Annotated in this window: 26 protein-coding genes and 4 pseudogenes; 13 read left to right on the top strand and 17 right to left on the bottom strand. The window is 71.7% G+C overall.

Annotation, left to right across the window (positions count from 1 at the left end; genetic code table 11):
- Positions 1–68 precede the first annotated feature (68 nt).
- Both infA and DBP14_RS37365 read right to left on the bottom strand, forming a co-directional pair.
- Positions 69–290, bottom strand: a pseudogene (gene infA, locus DBP14_RS37110) (translation initiation factor IF-1); the annotation flags it as partial.
- An 8-nt stretch (positions 291–298) separates the two neighbouring features.
- The gene (locus tag DBP14_RS37365) at positions 299–421 is read right to left on the bottom strand and encodes a hypothetical protein (protein WP_277752742.1); all 123 of its coding nucleotides are present in this window, start codon (positions 419–421) and stop codon (positions 299–301) included.
- Between the two features lie 818 nt (positions 422–1,239).
- On the opposite strand from DBP14_RS37365, the gene DBP14_RS34160 reads away from it, so the two are divergent.
- The 3 genes from DBP14_RS34160 to DBP14_RS34170 all read left to right on the top strand — a co-directional run bounded on the left by DBP14_RS34160 (position 1,240) and on the right by DBP14_RS34170 (position 2,845).
- A complete protein-coding gene (locus DBP14_RS34160; RefSeq protein ID WP_277752743.1) occupies positions 1,240–1,833 on the top strand; it encodes a lanthionine synthetase LanC family protein in 594 nt (197 codons plus the stop codon).
- 286 nt (positions 1,834–2,119) lie between these two features.
- A complete protein-coding gene (locus DBP14_RS34165) occupies positions 2,120–2,353 on the top strand; it encodes a hypothetical protein (protein WP_129311488.1) in 234 nt (77 codons plus the stop codon).
- A gap of 21 nt (positions 2,354–2,374) precedes the next feature.
- Positions 2,375–2,845 carry a hypothetical protein gene (locus tag DBP14_RS34170; protein WP_241741119.1) on the top strand — a complete coding sequence of 157 codons (471 nt, stop codon included), beginning with the start codon at positions 2,375–2,377 and terminating at the stop codon, positions 2,843–2,845.
- Positions 2,846–3,141: 296 nt separating this feature from the next.
- Here the strand turns inward: DBP14_RS34170 and DBP14_RS37115 are convergent, their stop codons facing one another.
- Positions 3,142–3,402 carry a LacI family DNA-binding transcriptional regulator gene (locus DBP14_RS37115; RefSeq protein ID WP_241741120.1) on the bottom strand — a complete coding sequence of 87 codons (261 nt, stop codon included), beginning with the start codon at positions 3,400–3,402 and terminating at the stop codon, positions 3,142–3,144.
- A gap of 220 nt (positions 3,403–3,622) precedes the next feature.
- Between DBP14_RS37115 and DBP14_RS34180 the strand changes: the two genes are divergently transcribed.
- Positions 3,623–4,315: an amino acid ABC transporter ATP-binding protein gene (locus tag DBP14_RS34180; protein ID WP_206739493.1), complete on the top strand. Its 693-nt coding sequence runs from the start codon at positions 3,623–3,625 to the stop codon at positions 4,313–4,315.
- Positions 4,306–5,055, top strand: a complete 750-nt coding sequence (locus DBP14_RS34185) for a type 1 glutamine amidotransferase (RefSeq protein WP_129311489.1) — start codon at positions 4,306–4,308, stop codon at positions 5,053–5,055. The genes DBP14_RS34180 and DBP14_RS34185 overlap by 10 nt, the downstream gene beginning before the upstream one ends.
- Positions 5,056–5,065: 10 nt before the next feature.
- Here DBP14_RS34185 and DBP14_RS36475 read toward each other — a convergent pair whose 3' ends face one another.
- The 6 genes and pseudogenes from DBP14_RS36475 to DBP14_RS34205 all read right to left on the bottom strand — a co-directional run bounded on the left by DBP14_RS36475 (position 5,066) and on the right by DBP14_RS34205 (position 8,741).
- Positions 5,066–5,464 (bottom strand): hypothetical protein, encoded by a 399-nt coding sequence (locus DBP14_RS36475; protein WP_206739488.1) that lies wholly within the window; start codon positions 5,462–5,464, stop codon positions 5,066–5,068.
- Positions 5,438–6,157, bottom strand: a pseudogene (locus DBP14_RS34190) (dienelactone hydrolase family protein); the annotation flags it as partial. The pseudogene DBP14_RS34190 and the gene DBP14_RS36475, both read right to left, overlap by 27 nt.
- 78 nt (positions 6,158–6,235) lie before the next feature.
- A complete protein-coding gene (locus tag DBP14_RS34195) occupies positions 6,236–6,988 on the bottom strand; it encodes a DUF2071 domain-containing protein (protein ID WP_129311490.1) in 753 nt (250 codons plus the stop codon).
- 133 nt (positions 6,989–7,121) lie between these two features.
- On the bottom strand, positions 7,122–7,274 hold the full coding sequence (locus DBP14_RS36290) for a hypothetical protein (protein WP_164992473.1): 153 nt from the start codon (positions 7,272–7,274) through the stop codon (positions 7,122–7,124).
- A 76-nt stretch (positions 7,275–7,350) separates the two neighbouring features.
- Positions 7,351–8,037, bottom strand: a complete 687-nt coding sequence (locus DBP14_RS34200) for a class I SAM-dependent methyltransferase (protein WP_129311491.1) — start codon at positions 8,035–8,037, stop codon at positions 7,351–7,353.
- 125 nt (positions 8,038–8,162) lie between these two features.
- Entirely contained in the window at positions 8,163–8,741 is a 579-nt protein-coding gene (locus tag DBP14_RS34205; protein ID WP_129311492.1) for a TetR/AcrR family transcriptional regulator, read from the bottom strand.
- A gap of 88 nt (positions 8,742–8,829) precedes the next feature.
- Here DBP14_RS34205 and DBP14_RS34210 point away from each other — a divergent pair, with 88 nt between their 5' ends.
- Both DBP14_RS34210 and DBP14_RS34215 read left to right on the top strand, forming a co-directional pair.
- Positions 8,830–9,711: an SDR family oxidoreductase gene (locus tag DBP14_RS34210; protein WP_129311493.1), complete on the top strand. Its 882-nt coding sequence runs from the start codon at positions 8,830–8,832 to the stop codon at positions 9,709–9,711.
- A 112-nt stretch (positions 9,712–9,823) separates the two neighbouring features.
- Positions 9,824–10,639, top strand: coding sequence for an SAM-dependent methyltransferase (locus tag DBP14_RS34215; protein ID WP_164992560.1), 816 nt, complete (start codon positions 9,824–9,826; stop codon positions 10,637–10,639).
- Positions 10,640–10,744: 105 nt separating this feature from the next.
- On the opposite strand, the pseudogene DBP14_RS34220 reads toward DBP14_RS34215, so the two are convergent.
- From DBP14_RS34220 to DBP14_RS34230, 3 genes and pseudogenes are all read right to left on the bottom strand, one after another.
- Positions 10,745–11,272 (bottom strand): annotated as a pseudogene (locus tag DBP14_RS34220) (GNAT family protein).
- A gap of 198 nt (positions 11,273–11,470) precedes the next feature.
- Entirely contained in the window at positions 11,471–12,262 is a 792-nt protein-coding gene (locus tag DBP14_RS34225; RefSeq protein WP_129311495.1) for a class I SAM-dependent methyltransferase, read from the bottom strand.
- Between the two features lie 323 nt (positions 12,263–12,585).
- A complete protein-coding gene (locus tag DBP14_RS34230) occupies positions 12,586–13,305 on the bottom strand; it encodes a hypothetical protein (RefSeq protein WP_241741123.1) in 720 nt (239 codons plus the stop codon).
- A gap of 103 nt (positions 13,306–13,408) precedes the next feature.
- Here DBP14_RS34230 and DBP14_RS34235 point away from each other — a divergent pair.
- Positions 13,409–13,585 (top strand): annotated as a pseudogene (locus DBP14_RS34235) (IS630 family transposase); the annotation flags it as partial.
- Positions 13,586–13,632: 47 nt separating this feature from the next.
- On the opposite strand, the gene DBP14_RS34240 reads toward DBP14_RS34235, so the two are convergent.
- Both DBP14_RS34240 and DBP14_RS34245 read right to left on the bottom strand, forming a co-directional pair.
- A complete protein-coding gene (locus DBP14_RS34240) occupies positions 13,633–15,174 on the bottom strand; it encodes an FAD-dependent oxidoreductase (RefSeq protein ID WP_129311496.1) in 1,542 nt (513 codons plus the stop codon).
- 248 nt (positions 15,175–15,422) lie between these two features.
- Positions 15,423–15,827 carry a VOC family protein gene (locus tag DBP14_RS34245; RefSeq protein ID WP_129311497.1) on the bottom strand — a complete coding sequence of 135 codons (405 nt, stop codon included), beginning with the start codon at positions 15,825–15,827 and terminating at the stop codon, positions 15,423–15,425.
- Between the two features lie 96 nt (positions 15,828–15,923).
- On the opposite strand from DBP14_RS34245, the gene DBP14_RS34250 reads away from it, so the two are divergent.
- A complete protein-coding gene (locus DBP14_RS34250) occupies positions 15,924–16,994 on the top strand; it encodes a YafY family protein (protein ID WP_129311498.1) in 1,071 nt (356 codons plus the stop codon).
- Between the two features lie 69 nt (positions 16,995–17,063).
- On the opposite strand, the gene DBP14_RS34255 is transcribed toward DBP14_RS34250, so the two are convergent.
- On the bottom strand, positions 17,064–17,699 hold the full coding sequence (locus DBP14_RS34255; protein ID WP_129311499.1) for a TetR/AcrR family transcriptional regulator: 636 nt from the start codon (positions 17,697–17,699) through the stop codon (positions 17,064–17,066).
- 84 nt (positions 17,700–17,783) lie between these two features.
- Between DBP14_RS34255 and DBP14_RS34260 the strand changes: the two genes are divergently transcribed.
- Positions 17,784–18,980 (top strand): FAD-dependent monooxygenase, encoded by a 1,197-nt coding sequence (locus DBP14_RS34260; protein WP_129311500.1) that lies wholly within the window; start codon positions 17,784–17,786, stop codon positions 18,978–18,980.
- Between the two features lie 36 nt (positions 18,981–19,016).
- On the opposite strand, the gene DBP14_RS34265 is transcribed toward DBP14_RS34260, so the two are convergent.
- Positions 19,017–20,135 carry an NAD(P)/FAD-dependent oxidoreductase gene (locus tag DBP14_RS34265; RefSeq protein WP_129311501.1) on the bottom strand — a complete coding sequence of 373 codons (1,119 nt, stop codon included), beginning with the start codon at positions 20,133–20,135 and terminating at the stop codon, positions 19,017–19,019.
- Between the two features lie 147 nt (positions 20,136–20,282).
- Here DBP14_RS34265 and DBP14_RS34270 point away from each other — a divergent pair, with 147 nt between their 5' ends.
- The 3 genes from DBP14_RS34270 to DBP14_RS34280 all read left to right on the top strand — a co-directional run bounded on the left by DBP14_RS34270 (position 20,283) and on the right by DBP14_RS34280 (position 25,639).
- Positions 20,283–20,978: a TetR/AcrR family transcriptional regulator gene (locus DBP14_RS34270; RefSeq protein WP_129311502.1), complete on the top strand. Its 696-nt coding sequence runs from the start codon at positions 20,283–20,285 to the stop codon at positions 20,976–20,978.
- 539 nt (positions 20,979–21,517) lie between these two features.
- A complete protein-coding gene (locus tag DBP14_RS34275; protein WP_129311503.1) occupies positions 21,518–25,063 on the top strand; it encodes an indolepyruvate ferredoxin oxidoreductase family protein in 3,546 nt (1,181 codons plus the stop codon).
- 144 nt (positions 25,064–25,207) lie between these two features.
- Positions 25,208–25,639, top strand: coding sequence for a YrdB family protein (locus tag DBP14_RS34280; protein ID WP_129311504.1), 432 nt, complete (start codon positions 25,208–25,210; stop codon positions 25,637–25,639).
- Between the two features lie 36 nt (positions 25,640–25,675).
- On the opposite strand, the gene DBP14_RS34285 is transcribed toward DBP14_RS34280, so the two are convergent.
- The gene (locus DBP14_RS34285) at positions 25,676–25,903 is read right to left on the bottom strand and encodes a 4-oxalocrotonate tautomerase family protein (RefSeq protein ID WP_129311505.1); all 228 of its coding nucleotides are present in this window, start codon (positions 25,901–25,903) and stop codon (positions 25,676–25,678) included.
- Positions 25,904–25,909 lie beyond the last annotated feature (6 nt).

Here is a 25,909-nt window from a genome sequence, read left to right on the forward strand (position 1 = left end):
TTCGACGCCGTAGCCGCCTCCACACTGCCGAGGATCAGCCACAGCGAAATGTGGCGACCTCGCCGCCAGTTGCGGTACCGGAACTCGATCCGCCCGCGCGTCAGGTCGTACGGCGGGAGCTTCAAGAGCCCCCGGTCATCTGGCGTGATCTTGAAGTAGTTCTTGTGGATCTTCCGCCGCTGTGCGCGAGCACCTGGTGGCCGTTCTCCAACTCCACGGTGAAACACGGCGCTGCGCAGGCATTCGACGACCCTGCCCTCGATGTCGATAACCTCCCTGTTCCTCGTCATCGCGCCAGCTACAGGCTGCTGCTCACCAGCCGGGCGCCGATGCCCTCGAACAGCACCGAGGCCGCTCGACCGGACTCCTGGACCCCGGTCCGGCCGGCGCCGGCACCAGCGTGGTCAGTGGGGTACGCCAAGGCGCCGCGCTGGAAGTGGCCCTCGACGTCGCGGAACGTGCCGTCAACTGGCGGAACATCGCCGACGAACTCACGGCGGCCCGCGATCAGAACCCCTCCCCGCGTACCTGGCGGCCGTACTCCGCGGCAACAGGTGACGTCGGCCTGGCCGTGCCCTGCTCGTATCTGGACCGATGCTTCCCCCCGAGCCGGGTGGGACGCGATGGGTGACAACTTCTTCCGTGCGGCCCGGCGCGCGGCCGGCCGCTCAGCGCACCTGTCAGCCGGACTCTTCGCCGGGATCAGCGGACTGAATTCGACGGCAACGCTGGTGCACCGGCAAGACACACATCACCAGCACCCAGATGGCATCCCTGCACACGGAAATGGCGTCGCGTATCTCCGTCATGACATCCCGCCTGCGCTCTGGCCAAGGGCTCGCCGCAGTGGAAGGCCACGACGTCGTCTCCGGGTGAGCGGTGTGACCGCCGGCCTGCTGGCCTATGACCCGCACAACAGTCTGCCGGAGGTACGGGGTGCCCTGGTGTGGCTGACCGCCCGCGTACCTGGCCTACCGCGCTGGGCGACCCCGCCCGAACGATTGGTGAGCGCGCCGGCGCGCCGGTTTTACCCCTACGGCAAGGTCGATTGCGGGCTGGGGCACGGCGTCCCAGGCCCATTGAGCGCGCTGGCCCTGGCGCTGCTGGAGGGCCATGAGCTACCGGGCCAGTCGGCAGCGGTACGGGACATGCCGACTGGTTGCTGGAGCATCGCGGCGACGATGACTGGGGCGTCAACTGGCCGTCCGCCACCCGCCGTCGGACGACAGGCACACGCCTGTGCCGGGACGGGGTAGCCCGGCTCGTAGCGCTTGGTGCTATGGGGCACCAGGCGTGGCACACGCGCTGTGGCTCGCGGGTACGGCCCTGGGTGACCACGACCTGCACGATGTCGCGACCGAGGCCATGGCCGCTGTACTGAGGCGCCCTGCTCACATGCGCTTCATCGACTCGCCGACATTCTGCCACGGCGTGGCAGGACTGCTGCAGATCGTCCTGCGCTTCGCCCACGCCACGCGTCTGCCCTTCCTGCATGACGCGGCGGACCACTTGTGGAGCAGCTGCCCGCTGCCTACGAGCCTGAGCGCCCGTGGGGCTACGCCGCGTTGGATTCCGGGAACCACCCGGTGGACAACGTGGGACTCGTCGACGGTGCGGCTGGCGTGGCGCTTGCGCTTCTGGCCGCGGCCACAGATGCCGTGCCCACGTGGGACAGACTACTTCTACTCTCCTGAAGCTCCTCGACGGCATCGACGACGCCCGCAGGCCACGGACATCCGTACAGGCCGGGCCCCAAGGTGTGGACTCGCAGGCTCTACCCGCACATTCGGGTTCGCTCCAAGGTCTTGGCGTACTCCATGCCACGATGTGTGACACCACTCGCTACGGCGCGGCCGAAGCCCTCGCCGGGATGGGATGCAATTGATTGCAGGCCCGTGGCCTCTGGCTTTACGACTGCGGTCAACTTCCTTTGCCCCACGGCAGGTTGATCTCGCTGAAGATCGAGTACCTGCCCGGTGACCGTGACCCCAAGCCGGTGTGGCTGTGGTCCTCACGCACCGGCATGACCGGCCAGGCCGTCGATGTCCGCCGGCAGGCGTTGCTCCTAGATGCAGTCCCGCGGGAGCGGAACTCGGTTTGACCACCGACGGAGGGTGCGATGGGGGACACTGTTCAGGCCAGCGACGTGATGGCGCGCCGTTACACGTTCGTGCGCATTTTCGGGACCGGCTGCTCCAGCCCCACCATGTCGGGGTGCACGGAAGCGGCCGGCGCGTTACTGCTCTTCGCCGTTAAGCTGCCCGGTCTCGGTCTCGGCCTGGTCTGTGCCACTGTGGTCGAAGACGTCCAAAACCAGACGGTGGCGGTGCCGGATAACGGGGCGGGCAACTGAGCGAGCGGATACGGTTCCCCCATGACGAAAACTGCCCGGACCATGAAACGTACGGGAGCCCTCGTCGCGGCAGCCGCCGCGGCCGCGCTCGCCTTCCCGGCCCAGGCCCACGCCGCTGCCGTCGCCTGCGGCGGCGGGGTCTCGACGCAGAACATCGGCGCCCGGGGCTGCATTTCCGCCGAACGCTGGAAGGACGGGAAGATCTTCTGGCGTGACATCACCGCCCACGCCCTCATCACCAACTCCCGCTCCCACGCCTCATGGGTCGAGTACGAGGCGTACCTCCACGTGCAGGGGGACGGCGACGACTGGATGAAAATGGGCAGCGGCCGGACCATCGTGCAGCGGCGTTCCACGGTCGGCCCGATCGCTGTCGCCACCTCCACCCGCATCTGTGGCCCAGTCAAGATCACGATCCGCGTCCACGTGAGGCCGGCCGGAGGCGCCTGGTCGAACTGGTCCAGCGCGGCGACCTCGCAGTGCCAGACCTGACCCTGCCACACTCCGCACACCGCAGCGCCCCCGCCTCCGCGACCAGGAGGACGGGGGCTCTCGTGTTTTCTGCGGGGGAATGATGCCGGCCACGGACCCCCTGCGCAGCTCCTTCGCCGCCTTCGCGGTCTCCCGATTCAGACGCGCCTCGAACTCCTCGCGCGTCTCTACCCGCAGCCGGTCCGCGCTGCGATGGTGTCACTCTTGAGCATCTTGATCCGATTGACGCTTGCCTTCCACGACTCCGGAGTTCCAGGGAAGCGTGAGGCCCGGCGATGACGGCGCCGAGGTCGCGTTCAAAGCGCTGGGCGAAGGGCAAGTACGCGCCGGTCTTGGTCCGCGCGCCTTGCTGACCGTCTGGCCCGGCTGACCCCGGACGTCGGCTGGCCGAGGATGCCGGTGCGTCCGGAGACCAGGCCGCGGGCGACGGGGTCGGGGCGGTAGCCCAGTTCCTCCGCGGCGCGGCGTACCCGGTCGCGGGTGGCCGGGGCGATCTGGCCCTTGCCGCGCAGGGCGTGGGAGACGGTGGTGACGGACAGGCCGGTCGCCTCCGCCACGTCGCGGATGCCGACGCGCCGGCCGCTTGTTCCCTTGGCCTGCGCGCCCGAGGTATCCCGAGCGCCCTTGGCCTGCGCAGCCGATGTATCCCGCGCACCCGAGGTATCCCGCGCGCCCTTGGCCTGCGCAGCCGATGTATCCCGCGCACCCGAGGTATCCCGCGCGCCCTTGGCCTGCGCAGCCGATGTATCCCGCGCACCCGAGGTATCCCGCGCGCCCTTGGCCTGCGCAGCCGATGTATCCCGCGCGCCCGACCAGGTGGTGACCCTGATCGGCGCCTCCGGCAGCGGCAAGTCCACGCTGCTGCGCTGCGTCAATGGCCTGGAGGACATCAGCGGCGGCGAGATACGGGTCGCCGGCGAGGTCGCCTCCGGGCGAGGCACCGACGTCAACCGGCTGCGCCGCGACGTCGGCATGGTCTTCCAGCACTTCAACCTGTTCCCGCACATGAACGTCCTGCGCAACGTCGTCCTCGCGCCGATGCGGTTCGCGGGCGTGCCGCGCGCCGAGGCCGAGGAACGTGCCCGCACCCTCCTCGCCCGCGTCGGCCTCGCCGACAAGGCGAACAGCATGCCCGACCAGCTCTCCGGCGGACAGCAGCAGCGCGTCGCCATCGTCCGCGCGCTCGCCACCCAGCCGCGCGCCCTGCTCCTCGACGAGATCACCTCCGCCCTCGACCCCGAACTCGTCTCCGAAGTCCTCAACATCGTCCGTGAACTCGCCGACGACGGCATGACCATGCTGCTCGCCACCCACGAAATGGGCTTCGCCCGGGAGGTGTCCCACAAAGTGTGCTTCCTGCACCAAGGCGTCCTGCTGGAGGAGGGCCCGCCCGAGCAGATCTTCGGCGACCCGCAGCAGGAACGCACCCGCGCCTTCCTGCGCCGCATCGTCGAAGCGGGGTGCCTGTGAACGCGCCCCGGGTGCTCGTCGTCGAGCACGAGAACGGCACCGGCCCCGCGCAGGTCGGCGAACGCCTCACCGCACAGGGCCTCGACCTCGACCTGTGCCGCGCCTGGAACGGCGACCTGATCCCCCAGGACCCCGGCCGCTACGACGGCCTGCTGGTCCTCGGCGGCTCCATGGGCCCCTACGACGAGGACCGCGCGCCCTGGCTCCCGGCGGTCCGCCACCTCCTGCGCGAGGCCGTCGACCGCGACCTGCCCACCCTCGGCATCTGCCTCGGCATGGAACTGCTCACCGTGGCCTGCGGCGGCACGGTCCGCCACGCCCCGCTGCCCGAAGTCGGCCTGTGCGAACCGGCCCCGCTGCTGCCCGCCTCACGCGACGAACTCTTCGCCCCGCTCACCGAGTTGGACACGCCCCCGCGCGCCGTGCAGTGGCACTGGGAGGAGACGTCCGTCCTGCCCGAGGGCGCCGTCCCCCTCCTCACCAGCGCCCGCTGCGCCCACCAGGCCTACCGCCTGGGCACGTCCGTGTGGGGCGTCCAGTTCCACCCCGAGGTCCTGGCCGCCGACATCGCCACCTGGGGCACCTCCGACCTCGGCCCCCTCCGCGACCTCGGCCCCGACCCGGCGTCGGTCGTCGCAGGCGTGGCCGCCGAGGAGGACCGGTTGCGCGCCTTGTGGGGCGGCCTGGCCGAACGCTGGGCTTCGGTCGTCACGGCGGGCCGGTCCTGGTTGGCCAGGTGACAGCGGGCGGTCAGGCGTCAGGGGCGACTTCGGGGTGCGTGACAGGGTCGACTTCGGGGTGTGTGAACCGCACGGGCTTGCCCAGCGACCGAGCGTAGGCGATTTCGGCTCGGGTGCTGTCTCCGACGTAGTCGCCGACGACGAGCACCTCATCAGCGAGCCGGATCTTCGCCCGGTGCAGATCGCCGAGCCGAACCTTCAGGACCTCGGCCTCGGCAGGATCGGACCCAAGGTCGTGCGGAGACTTCGTGTCACAGCTCGGTTTGACGACGATCCTTCCGGCCTTGGTCTCCCGCAGGTCGGCCTCGTTCATCTCGGTCATGAAGCGGGTGGAGCCGCAGATCACGACGATACGCGGGAGGTTCAACAGGGCCGGATTTGGCGACAGGGGCAGGCACTCGGCGAGCAGGTCGAGGACGTCGCGCCAGGCTCGCCGCGCGTGCCGGGGGTGGTAGCCGACTCCGGGGACCGTGGGGTGATCGACCGGCGGATGGTGGAAGGCGTGCAGGGCGCCGCCGTAGACCGTGAAGCGCCAGTCGACGCCCGCGGCCTGCATCTCGGCGGTGAACGCGTTCCGTTGCGCGGGAGACATGATGGGGTCCTCCGACCTGACCCCGGCCCACACGGGGCAGCGAATGCGCGCCGCTTCGCCCGGTCGGCCTGTGGTCAGTGCGTTGACGGTCCCGATCGCGTGCAGGCTGACGCCGCCGCGCCCGAGTTCGAGCGCGACGGCGCCCCCTGTGCCGTAGCCGACGGCGGCCACCAGGTCGGGGTCGGCCCGCGGCTCGGCGCGCAGCACGTCGAGCGCCGCATGGCCGATGTCCCGCATCCGGTCGGGATCGGTGAGCAGCGGCAGGCAACGGGCCCGCATCTCCTCGGGGTCGGCCAGATAGCGCCCGCCGTGAAGGTCGAAGGCCAGCGCCACGTATCCCAGTTCGGCGAGAGCGTCGGCCCGGCGGCGCTCCACGTCGCTGAGCCCCATGCCCTCCGGTCCGAGCAGCACCGCGGGCCGACGGCCGGCACCGGTCGGGAGCGCGAGATGCCCGAGCATCGTCAAACCGTCGGCCGCATACTCGACCGTACGCGTTGTCATCGTCGCCATGTGACGGGACTGTAGTGACCTCGGGGCCCGGTCCGGCCGGTGTTCTGCCGCCGGCAGAGCAGCCTGTGCGGACGGCGTTCAAGCAGCGTGAGGTGGGCGGCTGAAGCGGACCGTGACACCGGGGGAGTACAGGACGCTCACCGGTTTCTCCGCCGGGGTGGGCAGGCCCGCCGCCGCCAGGAGGTTCTCGTCCAGCCGCAGCAGTTCGGCGCGGAAGAGGGGCCAGCGGGGGTGGGAGTTCGGCAGATACACGGGGCGCCCGAACATCGTGCTGTGCATGCCCCAGCGGGCCGTCACGAAGTGCTCCAGCTCGGACGGCTCCGCCACCGGTTCGCCGGCCCGGACCGTGATGCTGCTGTACGCGCCCCGGGGGCCGGGCAGGCGCCGCCGGCTGGTGTAGGTGAGCGTGTCTCCGTCGCGCCGGACGTTCATCTTCGACCAGATGTAGGGGAGGCGGAACGCGGTCCGCCCGACGGCCACGGGCAGCAGGCGTGAGGCGTCGAGCGAGCGGAAGACGACACCGCGCCGGCCCAGGGCGTCCACCGAGTACAGCCGGACGTTGGTCTCCGGGAACGATCCGAGATAGGGGATCCCGGGGAGCCGGAACCATCCCACCCGGTGCATCCGGAACGCGACCAGCCCGACGTACGTGACCCCGTCCAGCGAGTCCGGGCGCGTACCCGGCGGCAACAGCGGCGCCACCACGGCGGGTTCGGCCGGCCAGTGCAGGAAGGCCAGGTCGAGCCAGGACTGGGTGAGCAGCGGCCGGCCCGCCACATGCGGCGGATCGACCGTCACGGGCACGGGGTCCGGGTACGGCGGCGACGGCATCGTACGAGTGTGGCAGAACGGGGGCAATGGCGGCCCCAGGGGCCCGCCATTGCTCCGGTTCGACAGGGCGGCCCCGGGGACCTGTCAGCGCGCCGGTTCGACAGGGCGCCCCCCCCCGGGCCTCCGGACCCCGTCAGCGTGCCGGTTCCGTCGTGCCGTCGGGCCCGTACAGCGGTACGTCGAAGCGTGTGGAGGCCGCTTCGAAGGCGCGGCTCTCGGTGGCGAGGCGTTCGGCGTCCTCGACGATCAGGGCGGTGATGGTGTCCTTGCGCAGGGCGGTCGTCATGGTGGTGGTGATCGGCTTGTCGGTGGTGACGCGGACGTTGCCGCCGGGTAGGCGGGGCCGGAGGCGTTGGTGGCCATCATCCGGTAGGTCTCGCCGGCCTGGAGACCGGTGGGGGAGTCGGGGAGCTGCGGCGCGCGAAGAGGAGTGCACCCGGCACCGTCCCGTCGGGGGAGGTCAGCAGGTGAGCCTCGACCGCGAACCCGGCATCACGCAGCCACGCCGCCACTTGGTCGGGCTGACGCCGGTGGACGTAGACGTTCATCGGGTGACCGCCGTAGCCCTGCGTCTTCAGCCGGGACTCGGCGCCGACGTGAAACCCGAGCAGCAGCGGTCCACCGGGCCGCAAGACCCGCCGGAAGTGGGCGAAGACCCCGGGGACCACTTCGTCGGGGATGTGGATCAGCGACCAGAAGGCGAGCAGGCCGGCGACCGACTCGTCCGCGAGTTCCAGGTCCGTCATCGAACCCACCTCGAACCGCAGACCGGGATGGTCCCGCCGGGCCACGTCGATCATCACCGGCGAAAGATCGACACCGAAGGCGTCGAGCCCCAACTCGTGCAGGTACGCGGTGACATGGCCCGGCCCGCAGCCCACGTCCGCCACTGGACCACCACCGTCGCCCTGCACCAGCTCGGCGAACAGCCCCAGAGCCGCCCGAAGATACGGCGCCCCCGCCAGAGCCTCGCGAATGTAGTCGGCATAGCTGACTGCGACGGTGTCGTACGAGGTCCGGGTGTCCGTCAACCAGCCGCCGGCATGCATGCCCGACACAGTAGCCCGGCGATGAAGTTCATCCGGTCCGGCGACCACGTCCGGTGGTCGGACTCTGTGCACAGGGGTCGAGTCAGGCCGACAGGGCCCGGCCGGCGACCGTCGGGCTGTGTCCGTCAGCCCAGTGATGCGGTTGCCGCGCGCAGGTCTTCCAGGGCTGCCAGGGCGTGGGGCGCGAGGCCTTCCGCGTCGGCGCGATGGCTTTCGGACCACTGGGCGTAGCCTCGCTTGAACGCGAGGACGCCCAGCTCGCCCGCGAGGTGCGCGGTCGGTTCGGGGACGCCGCGGGCGATGAGCGCGGTTGTCATGGCGGCCGCGAGACCGATGGTCTTGAGGGCGTCGCGCTCCTGGAGTTCCGTGCTGGCCGCCACCGCCGCCTTGAGGCGGGGGCCGAGTTCGCGGTTCGCCGGGCCCATGGCGCTCGACGCGCGCTCGAGGCCGGCTGCCACCGCCTGGAGCGGGCTGGCGCCCGCCGGCGCCTCGGTGATGCCCTCGGCGAGCAGCCTGCTGAGCGTCTCCTGACCGGCGACCAGCACCTCGCGCTTGTCGGAGAAGTGCCGGAAGAAGGTGCTCTTGGTGACGCCGGCGCGCTCGGCGATCTGCGCCACCGTCGTCGCGTCGTACCCCTGCTCGGTGAACAGGTCGACGGCCGCGACGACGAGTCGCTGGGCCGCCCCTGGTTCCCATCTGGCCATGGGACCAGGATAGGTGATGGGACCGTTGTCCCGTCACGGTGTATCGTCAGTGATGGGACAACAGTCCCATCACTTTGGAGGAGGACCCATGCGCGTCTTCGTCACCGGCGGTACCGGCACCATCGGCTCCGCTGTCGTCACCGAACTGCTAGGCAACGGCCACACCGTTCTCGCGCTGGCCCGCTCGGACGCCTCCACGCAGATCCTTGAGAGTGCTGGTGCCAAGGTGTTGCGGGGAGATCTGGCGGACCTCGACGTCCTGCGGTCCGGCGCCGCCCAGTCCGACGGTGTGATCAGCCTGGCGTTCGGACGCGACTACGGCAGTCCGGATGCGCTCGCGCGGGCCATCGCCGAGGAGAGCGCCGCTCTCACCGCCCTGGGGCAGGAACTCATCGGCAGCGACCGCCCGATCGTCACGGTCTCGGGTACGCCCTGGGTGCCGGGACGCGCCTCGACCGAGGCCGATCCGCTGCCGACCGACGGACCGGTGGGCGGCCGGGGCCGTTCCGTCACAGCGCTGCTGGATCTCGCCTCGCGCGGTCTGCGCGCCATGGCTGTCCGCATGCCGCGCACGGTCCACAACGAGGGCCGGGGCGGATTCGCCGGCCTGTTGGCCGAAGCGGCGCGCCGCACCGGCGTGGCCGGCTACCCGGGCGACGGCACCCAGCGCTGGCCGGCCGTGCACGCGCTCGACGCGGCGGTCCTGTTCCGCCTGGTCCTGGAGTCGGCGCCGGCCGGGACCGCCTGGCATGCCGTCGCCGACGAGGGCGACACGGTGCGGGACATCGCCACCGTCGTCGGCCGGCGACTGGGCCTGCCGGTCGAGCAGGTTCCGCAGGAGAGCTTCGGCCCGTTCGGCCCGATCTTCGCCATGGACCAGCCGGCGTCCAGCGCCCACACCCGCGACACCCTCGGGTGGCAGCCGGCTCACCCCGGCCTCCTCCAGGACCTGGAGAACATCCAGCCCTGACGGTGCACACGCACTACGTCCCATCCCAGCGCTCCCCACGTTCAGCCCCCGGAATCGACCCCTCTAGGCTGGCACGGTGACTGATGAGCAGGAGCAGGTGCGGCCGTCGGGCGTGTGGGCCACCGGGGTGGGGGTGGCCCGGGTGCGGGCGCTGGAGAGCGAGCGGGAGAACGCGCTGTTCCGTGACCCGCTGGCACGGGCCTTCGCCGCCGCCGGCGGACTGTGGTCCTCCCCGCCGCGGCTGCCCGACGACGAGGCCGCGCGACGCCGCTGGCTGGGGGTGGCGTTCTCCATCGTCATCAGGACCAAGTTCCTCGACGACCTGCTGGAGCAGGCCTCAGCCGCCGGGGTCCGGCAGGTCGTGCTGCTCGGCGCCGGCATGGACAGCCGGGCCTTCCGGATGGACTGGCCCGAGGGCACGCGGCTGTTCGAGGTGGACACCGCCGCGCCACTGGACTTCAAGGCTTCGGTACTGCGCCAGGAACGGGCCGTCGCACGCTGCGAGCGGATCACTGTCCCGGTGGATCTGCGGGACGACTGGCCGGGCGCGCTCGCCGCCGCGGGGCACGACGCGGCGGCGCCGACCGTGTGGATCGCCGAAGGACTGCTGATCTACCTGCCCGAGGACGCCGTCGAGTTGCTGCTGGCCCGGATCGGCGCGCGGTCTGCGATCGGCAGCCGGATGGGGCTGACGCTGGGCTCGCGCGGCGTGATCGAGCGCTTCGGCGCGGACGCCGTACCGGGGTCGCCGGCGTCCATGTGGGTCTCGGAGATGCCCGACGACCCGGTGGGCTGGCTGGCCGGCCACGGCTGGGAGGCCGACTGCCACACCCTGCGCGAACGCGCCGCCGCCTACGGCCGCCCGGTCAGCACCCCGCCGCAGCACGCGGAGGGACCGGGCGGACTGGTTTCGGCGGTCCGCCGGTAGAAGCGCCCGGGGTTCGGCAAGCCCCTATGGGTGCTGCGAAATACACCGAGCTGGGGGCCACCGAGCTGGGGGCCTGCGAGCGGTCCTAGGCATCAGGAAGATGTCTCAGTCGCCGAGGACGCGCTCCCAGAGCAGCGTGTCCCGCCAACTCCCGTCGAGGAAGATCGAGGAGTGCGCGACGCCGTACGGGCTGAACCCGTTGCGACGCAGCACCCGTTGCGACGGCGGGTTCTACAGGTTGGTGGAGGCCTCGGCACGGTGGAGTTCGAGTTCGTCCGTCATCACCCGGAGTGCGAGGCCGACGGCGGCCCCGGCGTGCCCTTGGTTCTGGGCGACGGTGGCGATCCAGTAGCCGACGGAGCCTCGGCGCAGGTGTGGCTGCGGCAGGATGCCGCCGATGGTGACCTGCCCGATCACCTGGTCGTCGGCCAGCACCACACCGGGCCAGACCGTGCCCGCCCGGTATCCGGCCAGCAGGCGGTCGATCCGCTCCGCCTGGCCCTCCGGAGTGAAGAACTCGGGCGGCTGGGCCGGTTCCCACGGCCGGAACGCCTCGAAGTCCCGCGCCCGGTGAGCGGCGATCGGGGCGGCGTCGGTGGGCTCGATCAGGCGGATCCTGGTGCTGTCGCGCATGGGTGCTCCTCGGTGCGGTGCGTGGCATGAGACGGCCGGTTCAGCGGCGGCGGGCGTCGTCCCACCCCTGGCACCGGGCGCCACCGCCGCCGGCCCCCAGCCTGCGCCTGGATTCCTGTACAGGCGTTGCAATGTAGTGGGTGAATGGTCAAGCACCCGCTGGCGGAACCAGCATGCTCAGAGGGAGCGTCTAAGTGTCTATGTGAGGTCGTGAACAGGGCTGGTGTCGCCTGATGCAGCGGAGGCCGCAGCTCGTCGGAACAACCCGGTCCACAGGAACGTCACGCCGAAGAGCGGTGAATCGGGCAACTCCTGCCGCATGCGGCGCAGTTCCACCTCGACCAGGTCCGAGAAGATCCAGCGCAGCGATTCGGGCGTGTAAGCGAGTCCGCCCTGCAGTCCGCGCTCACGGTAGAGGTCCGCGTCGGCGAGTTCAGAACCCATTCCCCCCTTGCCGGCGGCGAAGCTGGTGAGTGCGAGATGGCCGCCAGGGGCCAGGACGCGGTTGAGGAGGGCCAGGTAGGTGACGCGACGGTGTGGTGGCAGGTGGTGGAAGCATCCTGAGTCGACGACCAGGTCGTACGGGCCGCTCGACCCGATGGCAGGGAGGGTGAAGGCGTCACCGCACAGGAACCGGACGTCGACTCCGACGTCGCGAGCACGGTCCTCGGCCCAGGCAATGGCCACCGGAGAGAGGTCGACGGCGTCCACCTCGAAGCCGTGCGAGGCGAGGAACAGGGAGTTGCGGCCCGCCCCGCATCCCAGGTCCAGGGCCCGGCCGGGAGCGATCAGGCCTTGGTCGAGGTAGGCGGCGAGATTCTCGTCCGGCTTCGCCGTGAAGAACGGGACCGGCCTTGACCGGTCGGCGTAGAAGCGATCCCAGAAGTCCCTGCCGTCACCGGTCGCCAACAGGCCGGCCTCGGATTCAGATGTGAACAGCCCGTCCAAGAGCGCGAGAACGTCCTCGACGGTGCGTACGGTCCGGTCCACCCGGCCCCCCTTTCAACCGAGCGCGATCATAGGAGCGGTGGGATGAGAAAGGCCAGGTCAGTCGGTGTTTCGCGACGCGTGGAGCGGGCCGCTGCGGGTAGTTGGGGACGTCGTGAGCAATCCACTTCAGGACCCGGCTCCGCGTCCGCCCAAGCGTCGCTCCACGGCCAGGGAAGGCCCATCCTCGGCCACGCCCAGCAGACTTTTTCGACGACTTTTCCAGTGGCGTCACAGGGCGAAGCGTGGTGACGGTGGCTGTCCAGGACGGCCACCCAAGCGGTGATGACGCTGCTCACGGGGTGATCGTCCCAGGACTGCCTGGCTCAGGGAGCCAGTGCCGTGGTCACCCGGGCGAGGCGGTCCGCCGACAGGGCGAAGCCGTTGGTGGGGTTGCGGAACGAGTAGCTGCCGTCGTTGGTCCGTCGACCGTCCCGGTTCGTGGTCCAGTACGCGGGGCCACAAGGGCCTTGGCCTTCCAGTAGAGCGGCCGCGAGTTGTTCGGCGTCCTCGACAGCGGTTCGGGCGCGTAGCGCTGCCGCCAAGCGTCCGTTGGCGCCTGCGGGCAGGGCCGCGTCTCCGAATGCGGGCAGAAGGAGCAGCAGACGACTGTGCGGGTCGGTGGTGGAGCCGCCAGTCAGGCCGTTGTCCGCGGCGGCTGTCAGCTCGGGCCAGGACAGGCCGGGGCCCATGGCATGGCCGTCGTCTCGGGCGAGCAACTCGGCACGGTCCCAGTCCGGATGGTGCAGGAGGTAGTCGGTACCCGCGTCCTCATCGAGGTTGCGATAGACGATGTGTAGGCGGCCGGCGGTGACCGGGACGGTGAAGGTGGGCCAATCCGCGCGTCCGGAGACGTGACGGTGGAAGTCCTCCGCGGCGTCGTAATCCGCACCGAACAAAAGCTCCTCGGCCTCCTCGCTCTGCACGCAGGAGTAGAGGTGTCCCAGCCAGAACAGAGGCTCGTTGAGAAGCTCCGGAAGATGGGCGAGGATACCGCTGTCGTAACCCGGGATCCGGTCCGGGTGCGTCGCTCCGCTTCTCGTCATGGGGCACATCATGCCGCTGGCCTCCGGCACCGCCGCATGCGGGCGGGCCGCGGGAGGCCGCCGCCGGGCTTGCCGGAGCCCCACGGCGGCTGAACCTGATCTTTACCGGACAAGCCTTGACCGTGACGCCGGGCTCGACCGGATCGAGGAGGTGCAGGAGCGCTTCCTTGACCGGGTGTTCGCGGTCGACGAGTTCGGACTGCTCGGCGTCCGCCACGCCGCCGGGTCCTGCTGGGCAGAGCAGGGCCATTCCGAGCGGCACCCCGCGACCTACGACCGCGCCCGGTCACATGAACCCTTCTGTGAGCCCGTGAGCCCGTGAGCCCGTTACGCCGGTTGGTTGTTGCCGAACCAGCGGTCCGCTGCTTGTTCGAACTCGGAGTGGTCGAAGGCGGGTTCGCCTGCCCAGGCGATGATGCCGTCGGGGCGGATCAGTACGGCGTCGAGGCCGAGGGAGTCGCGGGCCGGACCGGTGGCGTACCGGAGCCGGTGGGCACGGGACCCGGTCGCGTCCCGTAGGCGGTGGTCGGGGGTGAAGTCGAGGACGGCGCCGTGTCCTTCCCGCATCAGGTCGGCGAGGCGGGTGCCGTCGGTGAGGCGGAACTCGGGGGCGAGGCGGCCGGTCAGCGGGTGGTCGCCGCCGAGGTCGTGGCGGACCGAGAGGCCGGACAGCTTCTTGTACACGTACGTCGTTCCGGCAGGGGTCGCGAGCAGGTCGCGGACGAGTGCCTGGACCGCCCGGCCGTGCGGGTCCGGCTGCATGGTGGCCACCTGGGCGCGGGTCCAGTCCAGCACCCAGGCACCCACCGGATGACGCTCGCCGGTGTAGGTGTCGAGCAGCCCCTCCGGGGCGTCGCCGCGCACGGTCGCCGCGAGCTTCCAGCCCAGGTTGAGGGCGTCGCCAATACCGGTGTTGAGTCCCTGCCCGCCCATCGGGGAGTGGATGTGGGCGGCGTCGCCCGCCAGCAGGACACGGCCCTGCCGGTAGGTCGTCGCCTGCTTCGCCCGGTCGGTGTACGTGGAGGCGTGGTGGACCTCGTTCAGGGTCACGTCGGTGCCGGAAACGCGCCGCAGGACCGTCTGGAGGTGTTCCCGGCTCGGCGCCTGCGAGCGGTCGAACGTACCACCGTCCAGCTCCATCACCCCGATGTGCCCCGGGGTGCGCATGCACAGGTACAGGCCCCTCGGCGTGGGGTTGAACCCGGGGCGCAGCTTCTCGGGATCGGCGATGTCGGCGAGCATGGTGTAGCCCGTGAACCGCGGCTCGGTACCGGCGAAGCCGAAGCCCGCCTGCCGGCGCACCGTACTGCGTCCGCCGTCACAACCGACGAGCCAGCGCCCCGTGTACGTGTCCTCGCCGGCGCGGGTGACCACACTCTCGTCGGTCTGCGTGACGGCCGAGACGGTGACGCCGCGCCTTATCTCCACACCGAGTTCGGCGGCCCGCTCGGCCAGCACGCCCTCGATCGCGTCGAGACTGGTCATCATCGCTTCCGCCGCCGGGCTGGGGAGCCGGTACGGCAGGGCGGCGAGGTCGATCTTCGCCGGGTCCAGCATCAGTCCGGCGAAGTGCCCGGCCAGGGCGGGGCGCTCCGCTCCGTCCGCTTCGGGGTCCACGCCGGAGGAGCTGGGGAGGCCGGGGAAGTCGTCGACGTCGGAGGCCTTCAGCAGGTCCGGCAGCATCCCCCGGCGGTGGAACGCCCCGACGGACGCGGGGGACAGGCCCCTCAGGCCGAGCGGAGCCGTCCGCCAGGGCGAACCCGGCCGCGGCTCCTGCTCCAGCACCAGGACGGAGCAGTCGGCGAGTCCGAGCTCGCACGCGAGGAACAGGCCGACCGGGCCGGCGCCGACGATCACTACGTCGTACATGGAGATCACCTTCCGTAGCGGAGATGGACGCGAGGCCGAGCCGCGGTTGCCCGGCGGGTCCACTTGAAAGGTGTCAACTCCCACCGACAGGCGACCGACAGCTCATCTACATCGCGCCGACAACGCATCTACATCGCGTCGCTACCGCCATCGACACCGCCATCGGCTGCGCGTCGGCGTCGCGCGAGCACGTGGGCCAGCGCCTGCTGGAGGCGTAGCCCGAGTCAGGGTCCTCGTCCGCGTCCGTGTCAGCGGGCGAACTTCTCCCTGGCCGCCGCCGTGACCGGTGTGAAGAAGTTGACCAGGTTGCCGTCGGGGTCGCGGAACAGCAGGGACCGGTTGCCCCAGGGCATCGTGGTGGGCTCGTTGACGAAGGCGGAGGCGGGGACGCGGCCGACCAGCCTCTCGTACGCGCGGTCCACGTCGTCGACCAGGAACTCCAGGATCACGCTGTGGTTGTCGGCCGGGCGCGAGGAGCCCGGCGCGAACAGGGGGACGGTACGGGTGCCGGCGATCGCGAGGGTCGCGTGGGGCGTTCTCAGCTCGGCGAAGTCCTCGGTGGACCAGACCGCGGGCACGCCGGTGGCCTTCTCGTAGAAGGCGACGAGGCGTGCCACGTCGGCGGTGATGACGCGGATCGAGACGAAGTCCATGGTGCTCTCCCTGCAGGGGCTGGCTGCTGCTTGCAGGTCGACGTTAGGATCAATAGAGGACAGAATCGGTCCACTATTCGCGCTAGATTCAGCGGCATGTCCCGACCCACCGGCCGCGTCCTCACCCTTCTCGAACTCCTCCAGTCCGGCGGCACCCGCACGATCGCCGAACTCGCCGGCCGACTGGGCGTGGACGGCCGTACCGTGCGGCGCTACGTGGACCACCTGATCGACCTCGACGTGCCCGTCGAGGCCGTGCGCGGCCGCTACGGCGGCTACCGCCTCGCCCCCGGCTACCGTCTGCCCCCGCTCATGCTCAACGACGACGAGGCACTCGCCGTACTGCTCGGACTGGTCGCGGGCCGCCGAGCGGGGCCCGCGCCGGTCACGGGCACCGCGAGCGAGACGGCCGCCGCCAAGATCCGCCGGGTGCTGCCGGCCCACCTCGCCCGTCGGCTCGACGCGGTCCTGGAATCCCTCGACTTCACCGAGCCGCACGGCGCGCTCGCCGCCCCCGACGCCGCCGTCCTCCTCACCCTCGCCGACGCGGTACGCCACCACCGGCCGGTCACGATCAAGTACACCGGCCGCGACGGCCGACGCAGCGAGCGCGCACTCCACCCCTACGGGATCGTCGCCCACTCGGGCCGCTGGTACGTCACCGGTTCCGACCCCGGGATCGAGGAGGACCGAACCTTCCGGCTCGACCGCATCGCGGACGCCAGGACCCTGCCCGGCACGTTCGATCCGCCGACCGGCCCCGACCCGGCGCAGCGTCTCGTGACCGGGTTCGCCACCGCGGCCTACCGGCACGAGGTGACCCTGCGGATCCACGGCACTCCCGACCAGATCCGTGCCCACCTGCCCGCTGCCGTCGCCACGCTCGAGAAACCAGAGCCCGAGCCCGACTCGGAATCGGAGCCGGAACAGTTGCCGGGGCCGGGGTCGCGATCCCCGGACGCCGTCGAACGGTGGCTGCTGGTCGAGTTGCGGGCCGAGCGGCTCGACTGGCTGCCACCGGTGCTCGCCGCCCTCGACCGGCCGTTCGTCATCGAGCGCCCCGGCGAACTGCGTGAGCTGGTAGCGCAGTTCGCCGACCGCCTGGCGCGCCGCGCCCGCGGCGACGTGACGGGAACCGGAGATCAACGGCCGTCGGACGGCCGGTAGTCGGCCCCGATGACGTCGACGACCGGCGCGCGCGCCGCTTCCCGGCCCCCTCCGACCCGCCGTACAGCATCAGCGTGCCGTGTCAGCGGTTCCCTCGCTCGCTGCCGGGTGGGGGAGGCTCGCTCCCGTGCAGGCCGGGATCAGGTCGAGCAGGGTTCGGCGGAGTTGGTCGGGGGTGAGCCGGTGCGGGGCCGCCGCCGTCAACTGGTTGAAGAGCAGGCCGTCCAGCAGGGCCACGAACGCGATCGCGTGCGCCGTGGGGTCGGTCGACCCCGCGGCGGTGAGCAGCTTCTCGGCGGCGGCCCGGTGGCGGCTGCCCGCGAGGTGCAGGGCGGCACGCAGTTCGGGGCGGCGAGGTGCTTCGAGGGCCAACTCGTAGCGGGCGAGCATGCGTTCGCGTCCCGTGGTGGTCCAGTGCTCGATGAGACCCGCCACGGCCTCGGCGATCTCGGCGGTTTCGGCGGTGCTCGCGGGCCCCGTGAGGGCGGGGCGCTCGTCGATCTCGGCGATGTCCAGTTCGGCCAGACGTTCGACGGCGGCCTGTAGGAGCTCCCGGCGTGTGCGGAAGTAGTACGAGCACGAGCCGGCCGGGACTTCGGCGGTCCTGTCGACCGCGCGGTGGGTGAGTCCGCGCATACCGGAACTGGCCAGGGTGCTGATCGCAGCGTCGGCCAGCTGTTGCCGCCGGAGCATGGTGCCGGTCACGTGTTTCCCCTCGTCGCCTCGGCTTGCGTTTCCTCTACAAGTGTAGAGTGAGTGACGTCCACTACAGATGTAGAGGGAGTGCTGATGGGTAGCGGGTCAGGACGTGCCGACGGAGCGGGGACGTGCTCGGCGATCGTGGTCGGCGGCGGGATCGGCGGGCTGGCGGCCGGCCTCGCGCTGTCCCGCGGCGGCCGGAAGGTGAAGGTGCTGGAGCGCGCCGCCGCCTTCGGTGAGGTGGGAGCGGGACTGTCGCTGTGGCCCAACGGACTGCGCGCGCTGGACGCGCTGGGCGTGGGGGACCAGGTGCGCGAGCAGGCCCTGGCCGAGACCCAGGCGGGCATCCGCAACAGCTCCGGTCGCTGGCTGTCGCGCACCGACACCGAGGAACTGGCCAGGCGGTTCGGCCATGTGGTGATGATCCACCGCGCCCGGTTGTCCGAAATTCTGCGTGCGGCCCTTCCGCCGGGCGTGCTGTGCGCGGACACCGAGGTCACCCGGGTCGCACTCCGCGGCCGCGGGGTCGAGGTCGGGCACCGCGCGGGTGTCTCGCGGGCCGGTCTGCTGGTGGCCGCCGACGGGATCGGCTCCACCGTGCGGCGTTCGCTGTGGCCGCAGGCTCCGCAGTCGCGGTACGCCGGATACACCGCCTGGCGTCTCGTCGTCGACACGGGACAGCGGCTGCCGGCCGGAGGGGAGAGCTGGGGACGCGGTGAGCGCGTGGGTATCGCTCCGCTCGCGGACGGCAGCACCTACCTCTTCTGCGTCGCCGACACCCCCGCGGGACAGCGGAACCCCGGCGGCGAACTGACCGAGATACGACGGCGCTTCGGACACTGGCACGATCCGATTCCCCGGCTGCTGGCGGCCGCCGACGAGGAAGCGGTGCTGCGCCACGACATCCGCGCCCTGCCGCCGCTGGCCAGTTTCGTCACCGGGCGCGCCGTGCTGCTCGGGGACGCCGCGCACGCCATGACCCCCAATCTTGGACAGGGCGCCAACCAGGCGCTGGAGGACGCGGTCACCCTGGCGGCATGCCTGGACGCACACCCCGGCGACACCGAGGCGGCCCTCACCGCCTACGACCGGCACCGGCGCCCGCGCACCCAGTGGATCGCCCGTCGTTCCCACCGGATCGGCAGCGTCGCGCAGTGGAACTCGGCGCCCGCCACCGCCCTGCGCGATCTGCTGCTCCGCCGCACTCCCGGCTCGGCCGTCCTCAACTCCCTTGCCCCGGTACTCGACTGGCAGCCGCCCGGCCGCGAGGAGCTGACCACGCGCTGAAGCTCCACCAATCGGCCGCCACCTGCGCCACCTGCGTCACCGGCGGAAGAACTCGACGAAGCCGTGCGGGGCGCTGTCGCCGAAGCACAGGTCCAGGATGGCGTGCGCGTCGGCGTAGGAGGTCTTGGTGCGGGCGAAGAGGTCCTCCTCGTAGGCGGTGAGGGCCGCCTCGGTGTCGTCGGGGTGTGCGGCGATCGCCTTCGCGAGTTCGGCGCCGTCGAACATGGCCAGGTTCGCGCCGTCACCGGCCGGCGGCACCAGGTGCGCGGCGTCGCCGAGGAGCGTCACGCCGGGCACGCGGTCCCACCGGTGGCCGTCCGGGAGCGTGTGGATCATGCGGGCGACCGGCGGGGTCTCGCCGTCCGTGATCAGCGCGGTGAGGTACGGCGCCCAGCCCCCGAACTCGGCGGCGATCCGGGCCCGCGCGGCACCGGCGTCGCCGAAGTCGATGCCGGCCGCCCACTCGGCGGAGCGGAACACATTGACATAGGCGTGCAGGACGTTCCCCGCCTCGCGGTGCGCGACGATGCCCTTCTCCGGGGCGAGCGCGAACATGGCACCGGCGCCGACCGCCGCGGCCGTCGCCGGGTGCCGCTCGTCGACGTCGTACAGGTACGTCTCGACCGACAGCGTGCCGGCGTACTCGGGCCGGGCGTCGGAGAGCAGCGGCCTGACCCGCGACCAGGCGCCGTCGGCGCCGACCAGGAGGCCGCCGGTCGCGGTCGAGCCGTCGGCGAAGGCGAGTTCGTGGCGGCCGTCGCCCAGGGTGCGGGCGCCGGTGACCTTGTGTCCCCAGCGGACCGTTCCCTCGGGCAGGGAGTCGAGCAGGATGCGGCGCAGGTCGCCGCGGAGCACCTCGGGGCGCCCGCCACCGCCGTCGTCCGGGACGTCGAGCAGCAGCGTGCCGTCGTGGCCGAGTATGCGTGCCGCCTCGGCGCCCTGGTGGATGATCGCGCGGAACTCGTCCATCAGCCCCGCGTCCGCGAGCGCGCGCTGCCCGTCGTGTTCGTGGATGTCCAGCTGGCCGCCCTGGGCGCGGGCCTCGGGTGAGGGGTCGGCCTCGTAGACCGTCGCCCGGATGCCGTGGACGTGCAGGACGCGCGCCAGAGTGAGGCCGCCGGGGCCCGCGCCGACGATCGTGACCGGGTTCGTCATCGTGATCCTCGATTTCCGTGAGTCAGTGCACGCGCGGCCGCGATGAGGGTGGGCACGCGTGATCGGTGGACCCTGTTGTGGAACGGCGTTCCAGGAGCAGGTGTGTCCATGTTGGAACGGTGTTCCAGTCGTGTCAAACTGATATGCATGGCGAGCAAGACGCAGCGGGGCGAACGGCGCACGGACGCGCTCTCGAAACAGCGCATCGTGCGCGCCGCGATCGAGATGCTCGACGCCGGCGGCGAGGGCGCCCTGACCTTCCGCGCGCTCGCGGCGCGCCTGTCCACCGGCAGCGGCGCCCTGTACTGGCACGTCGCCAACAAGGACGAACTGCTGGCGGCCGCCACCAACGACGTCATCGCCCGGGTCATGGCCGGCGTGACCGGCGGCGACGATCCGAGGGAGGCGATCCGGGCCGTCGCCCTCGGCGTGTACGAGGCGATCGACGCGCACCCCTGGGTGGGCGCCCAGCTCTCCAGTTCGCCGTCACTGGCCGCGATCCCGGAGATCTTCGAGGCCTTCGGCAGCCGCATCCAGGCCCTCGGTGTCCCCGAGCGGGCCTGGTTCAACTCCGCGACCGCCCTCGTGCTCTACGTCCTCGGCGCCGCCGCACAGAACGCCGCCAACGCCCGGCAGCACGTGGACGGGCTCGACCGCGACGACGTCCTCGGCTCGGTCGCCGAGCACTGGGCCGGCCTCGACCCCGCCCGCTACCCCTTCGTGCGCCGGCTGGCGGCGGAACTGCCCGGCCACGACGACCAGGAGCAGTTCCTCGCCGGGGTCGACCTCGTCCTGGCCGGTATCGAAGCGGGCATCGAGGCCGGTGGCGCTGACGGTGACTGAGGCAGCCTGAGCGCTGAGCTGTTCCCCCTCGCAAGGCGCCTCTCGCGCAGTTCCCCGCGCCCCTTTGGGGCGGGGTGCGATGGGGTTCGGCGCGTGCGTACTCGGCTGCGGGCCGGTGGGGGCCGGTCGCGCAGTTCCCCGCGCCCCTTTGGGGCGGGTGGTGCCGGGCGTCTTTGACGTAGTACGGGTGGCCCCGCGCTGCCCCGCGCCGCCCCCGCCCCACTGGGCATCCGGCCCGCCCCGGCCGCCGCCCACTCACTCCCCACTGGGCCAATGGCTCAACTTTTCCGGGCATTGTTGTCAGCTGGTCCCCGGCGACCCCATACTCCTGGCCCAACAGTCCAGTAGCCCACAATCCAGTAGCCACAGGCCGGCTCGCGGTCCGGATGTCCTGCCGCGGCGAACGAGGCGTGCCCGCAGACGAGACGGGGACGTGCCGGCGCCGCCGCCGGGGCGCGCGACCGGCGGCGCGGCCGGTCCGCTGCTGCGGGACATGGATGACAGACGACCTGCGTGCCACCGAGTTCAGGGAGAGGGCGATGACGCCACCCGTCACCGAGACCGAGCAGCACGCGGACGGGAGCCCGCGCCCGCGCCCGCACCTGCGGCTGGACGACCGCTACCGCCTCGCCGAAGGCACGGTTCACCTCTCCGGCATCCACGCACTCGTCCGCATCCTCCTGGACCGTGCCGCGCGCGACCGCCAACAGGGGCTGCGCACCGGGACCTTCGTGTCCGGCTACGAGGGATCGCCCCTGGCCGGCTACGACATCGAGCTGGCCCGGCGCGAGGCGCTGCTGCGCGAGCACGACATCGTCCTCAAGCCCGGCCTGAACGAGGAACTCGCCGCGACCGCCGTCATGGGCAGCCAACTCGCGGGCCAGGTGGGCACCTCGCGCTACGACGGCGTCACCGGCATCTGGTACGCCAAGTCGCCCGGCCTCGACCGGGCCTCCGACGCGCTGCGTCACGCCAACCTGGTCGGCACCGGCCCGACCGGCGGCGCCGTGGCACTCGTCGGCGACGACCCGGGCGCGAAGTCGTCCAGCGTGCCGTGCGCCAGCGAGGCGACCCTCGCGGACCTCGCGATGCCGACGCTGTACCCGGCCGACGCGCAGGACGTCCTCGACTACGGCCTGCACGCGCAGTACCTGTCCCGGTTCAGCGGCCTGTGGGCCGGCTTGAAGATCACCACGGCGGTCGCCGACGGCACCTCCACCGCCCTCGTCGGACCCGGCCGGAACCCGGTCACCGACGGGGACGCCGGACCGAACCCGCACACGCCGAGCGCGATGCTCCTGGGCGCCAACCTCATGGCGCTGGAACGCAGCCTGCACGACGTCCGGCTGCCCCGCGCGATCGAGTACGCCCGGCTGCACGGCCTCAACCAGGTGGTCCAGCGCGGCCCTTCGGACCGTATCGGCATCCTCACCTCCGGCAAGACCTACCTCGACGTCCGCGAGGCCCTCCGCCTCATCGGGCTCACCGACGACGATCTCGCCCGGCACGGCATCAGGATCCTCAAGCTCGGCATGGTCTTCCCCCTGGAGCGCGACGCCGTCGTCGAGTTCGCGGACGGGCTCGACCAGCTGCTGGTCGTGGAGGAGAAGCGGCCGTTCCTCGAAGCCGCCGTCAAGGAGATCCTCTACGGCCGGACCGGCGCCCCCGCGGTCCACGGCAAGGAAGGCCCCGACGGTCGGACCCTGTTCAGCCGTTCCGGGGAACTCGACGCGGACGCCGTGGCCACCGGCCTGACCAGGGTGCTGGCCCCGCTCGGCGTCGAGGCCGCCGAGGCATGGCGCCGCCGGCCCCGCCCCCGCGCCTCGCTCTCCCTGCCGCTGCTGAACCGCAGCCCCTACTACTGCTCGGGCTGCCCGCACAACACCTCCACCACCGCGGGCGGCGACTCGCTCGTCGGCGCCGGCATCGGCTGCCACGCGATGGTCGTGTTCATGGACGCCGAACAGGTCGGCACAGTCGTCGGCATGACCCAGATGGGCGGCGAGGGCGCCCAGTGGATCGGCATGGAACCCTTCGTCGACGACGACCACTTCGTGCAGAACATCGGCGACGGCACCTACATGCACTCGGGCAGTCTCGCCGTACGGGCGGCCGTCGCCGCCGGGGTCAACGTCACCTACAAGGTGCTCTACAACGGCACGGTCGCCATGACCGGCGGCCAGGACGCCGTCGGCGCGCTTCCGGTCGATCGGCTCGCCTCCACCCTCCTGGACGAGGGCGTCGCCAAGGTGATCATCACCAGCGAGGACACCTCGCGCGTCCCGAGGGCCCGGCTGCCCAGGGCCGTACGGGTGCTGGACCGGTCCCGCATCGAGGACGCCCTCGCCGAACTGAAGGCCACCCCCGGGGTCACCGTCCTCATCCACGACCAGGAGTGCGCCGCCGAGAAGCGGCGGGCCCGCAGGCGCGGCAAGGCCGAGACCCCGGCCAAGCGCGTCTTCATCAACGAACGCGTCTGCGAGGGCTGCGGCGACTGCGGCCGCAAGTCCAACTGCCTCTCCGTGCACCCCGCTTCCACCGAGTTCGGCCGCAAGACCCGCATCGACCAGACCTCCTGCAACCTGGACTACTCCTGCGTCGACGGCGACTGCCCGGCGTTCATGACCGTCGTCCCGGCCGACGGCCCCCGGCGCACCGCCCGCGCCGCGCTCCCCGACCTGGCCGCCACGGACCTCCCGGCCCCCGCCCGCAGCACCGCCCCCACGGGATCCTTCCGTATGCGGATCACCGGCATCGGCGGCACCGGCATCGTCACCGTCTCGCAGGTGCTGGCGACCGCCGCGGTCATCGACGGCCACCACGTGCGCACCCTCGACCAGACCGGCCTCGCCCAGAAGGGCGGCGCCGTCGTCTCCGACATCAAGATCACGCCGGACGCCGTCGAACAGGGCGCGAAGATCACCGAGCAGAGCTGCGACCTCTACCTCGCCTGCGACCCGCTCGTCGCCACCGACCCCAAGTACCTCCGCGTCGCCGCCCCGGACCGCACGGTCGCCGTCATGAGCACCACCGAGATACCGACCGGGCAGATGGTCGTCGACACCGAGGTCGGCTTCCCCGCGCCCGGTGCCGTGCGCAACGCCGTCGACGGCGCCGTACGCCAGCTCATCGCCCTGGACACCGGCGCCCTGGCCACCGAACTCTTCGACGACGAGCAGTACGCCAACATGCTGCTGGTCGGCGCCGCCTACCAGACCGGGCTGCTGCCGATGCCCGCCGAGGCAGTCGAGGAGGCCATCACCCTCAACGGTGTCGCCGTCGACCGCAACATCCAGGCCTTCCGGCGCGGCCGCCAGGCCGTGGCCGACCCGGACGCCCTGCGCGCCGCGACCGCCGCTCCCGAGCCCCGGCTGCCGGAACCGCCCGCGGGCACCGCCGAACTCGTCGCCCGGGTCACCGATGCCACCGACTCCGAACTGCACCGTCTCCTCACCGTCCGCGTGGCCGACCTCATCGGCTACCAGGACGCCCGCTACGCCCGCGTCTACGCCGACTTCGTGCGGGCCGTCGCGGACGCCGAGGACGCCGCCGTCGCCGGCTCCACCGAGCTGACCGAGGCGGTCGCCCGCCATCTGTACAAGCTTATGGCGTACAAGGACGAGTACGAAGTGGCCCGCCTCGCCCTCGACCCGGCCGTCGACGCGGAGATCGACGCCACGTTCGGCAGCGGCAGCCGGCGCACCCACCTGCTGCACCCGCCGGCGCTGCGCGCCCTCGGCATGAAGCGGAAGATCGCCCTCGGCCGCACCGCCGGCCCCGCCTTCAAGGCGCTGCGCGCCATGCGGCGCCTGCGCGGCACCCGCCTCGACCTGTTCGGCATGCACCCCGTACGCCGCCTCGAACGCGCACTCGTCGACGACTACCGAACCTCACTCACCGACGCCCTCACGATCCTCACCAAGGAGAACCTCCCCGCCGTACGCCGCCTCGCCGAACTCCCCGACATCATCCGCGGCTACGAGGACGTCAAACTGGCCGCCGTCGCCCGCTACCGGACGGAGAAGGCGAGCCTCGTCGCCGAACTCCACGAGACCGCCACCGCTCTCGTTCCCGCGGGGGCCTGACAGGGCCGACCGGGTGGGGGCGCGCCGTCCGCCACCCGGCCTGGCTGTCTTCTCACGGTGTGCAGGGCGACCGTCGCGGAAAATGGGCGGCCCGCGACGCGTGGCCCCGGCATGCTGGGCGTTCCGGTCGACCGAGAGGACCTCATGCCGACATCGCCCGAATCACCGACGCCCTCCGGCCGCGTCGGCGTACCCGTCGTCCGGCTCTGGTACGGCGTCAACGAACTGCTCGCGTTTCTGCTGGAGTTGGCCGCGCTGGCGTGTCTGGGCTGGTGGGGGTTCGCCGCCGGGGACGGGGTGGGCCGGCACGTCCTCCTGGGAGTGGGGATACCGCTGCTGGCCGTGGTGGTGTGGGGGTTGTTCGCCGCGCCGAGGGCGCGGTGGCGTCCGCCGCTGCCCGGGGTGCTCGCCGTCAAGGCGGCGGTTCTGGGTGGCGGGGCGGCCGCGCTGTACGGGGTCGGGCATCCGGTGGCCGCCGTGGCCATGGCGGTCGTCGTCGTGGTGAACACGGCGGTGGCGGAGTTGTTCCGGCGGCCGCCGGCCACGTCGGGCGAGGGGCGGGCGGCCGGCGGCTGAGGCGGGGCGATGGGTACCCCTTGACCGGGCAACGGGTCATGGCCGGTCGGGGGGCGGCTCCGTGCCGTTCAGCATCGCCGCCGTCAGGACGTGGCCGGCGACGCCCCAGCCGCCGTCGGTGACCTCGTCGACGAGGACGACGGTGGTGGGGCGGGCCCGCTCGCCGTAGATCTCGGCGTACAGGTCGGTGGTGCGCTCGACGATCTTCCTCTTGTCGTCGGCCGTGAGGGTGCCCGCGGGGACCTTGAAGTTGGCGAAAGGCATGGTTGT

Source organism: Streptomyces sp. L2 (assembly GCF_004124325.1).
In the GTDB taxonomy this organism is placed as follows: Bacteria; Actinomycetota; Actinomycetes; order Streptomycetales; family Streptomycetaceae; genus Streptomyces.